Raw genomic sequence first — 840 nt, 5'->3', positions numbered from 1 at the left:
CGCCGCCAGGCGTTGCAGAAAGCGGCAGTAGTCGGCCCCGGTGCGCCGGGCCGAGACCTCGACCAGGCGCTGGCCCGTGCCGGGCTCGAAAGCGGCCAGCAGGCAGGCCGTGCCCTGGCGCACATAGGTGCTGCTCTCGCGCCGGGGTCGCCCGGCTTTGGCCGCTTGCTCGCCCACGGCCGGCTGGGCCGGCACGGGGGGCAGCGGCTCGACGGGTTGGCCGTGCAGCACGCAGGGGCGCTCATCGAAGCAGACAACGGGAAACTGCGCGTCATAAGGCCGCTCGTAGACAGCCAGCACATCCTCCATCCGGGCTAAAAAGGCGGCGTTCATCGCCCCCAGGCACCAGTGCTGCTGGCGGTGGGGCTGCAACTCGTTTTTTTAAGCACCTGGCTCACCGTTTCGTGCGAAATGGTGTCCACCAAGGCCAGTTCCACGGCTTTATCGGCCAGCAGGCGCAGCGTCCAGCGGCTGTGCCCGGTGGGGGCAGGCGTGCAGGCCAGCGCCGTGAGAGCCGCCCGTTGGGAGCCGTCGAAGCGCGGGGGCGTGCCGCTACGTGGGGCTTCAGCCAAGGCATATTGCCAGCCGGCTTGCTCATAGCGGGAGCGAAGCTGGCTCACGGTCTGGCGGCTCAGGCCGGCCGCCTGACCGGCGGCCTGCTGGCCGATGCCGGTAGCCAGCGCCAGTAGGGCCTGCGCGCGGCGCACCGCCCGCACGGGCCGGCGACCGGTACGCGTGAACTTTTCGAGGGCAGACTGATCAGCAGCCGGCAGGATAAAGGGAGTCAGGGGACGGGCCATATCATCTCAACTCCGACTCCCTTATTTTGTTGGCTAACTT

1 protein-coding gene and 1 pseudogene are annotated in these 840 nt (G+C 68.8%); both read right to left on the bottom strand.

Annotation, left to right across the window (positions count from 1 at the left end):
• Positions 1 to 333 (bottom strand): annotated as a pseudogene (locus D0T11_RS21760) (hypothetical protein); the annotation flags it as partial.
• The gene (locus tag D0T11_RS21755; RefSeq protein ID WP_119657888.1) at positions 330 to 800 is read right to left on the bottom strand and encodes a helix-turn-helix domain-containing protein; all 471 of its coding nucleotides are present in this window, start codon (positions 798 to 800) and stop codon (positions 330 to 332) included. The pseudogene D0T11_RS21760 and the gene D0T11_RS21755, both read right to left, overlap by 4 nt.
• Between the last annotated feature and the right edge of the window lie 40 nt (positions 801 to 840).

It is taken from the genome of Hymenobacter rubripertinctus, assembly GCF_003583925.1.
Taxonomy (GTDB): domain Bacteria; phylum Bacteroidota; class Bacteroidia; order Cytophagales; family Hymenobacteraceae; genus Hymenobacter; species Hymenobacter rubripertinctus.
This window is presented reverse-complemented; position numbering and strand designations above follow the sequence as displayed.

Excerpts from the sequence above, each read along its gene's own strand:
- D0T11_RS21755 (WP_119657888.1), bottom strand. The coding sequence starts at position 800 with ATGGCCCGTCCCCTGACTCCCTTTATCCTGCCGGCTGCTGATCAGTCT.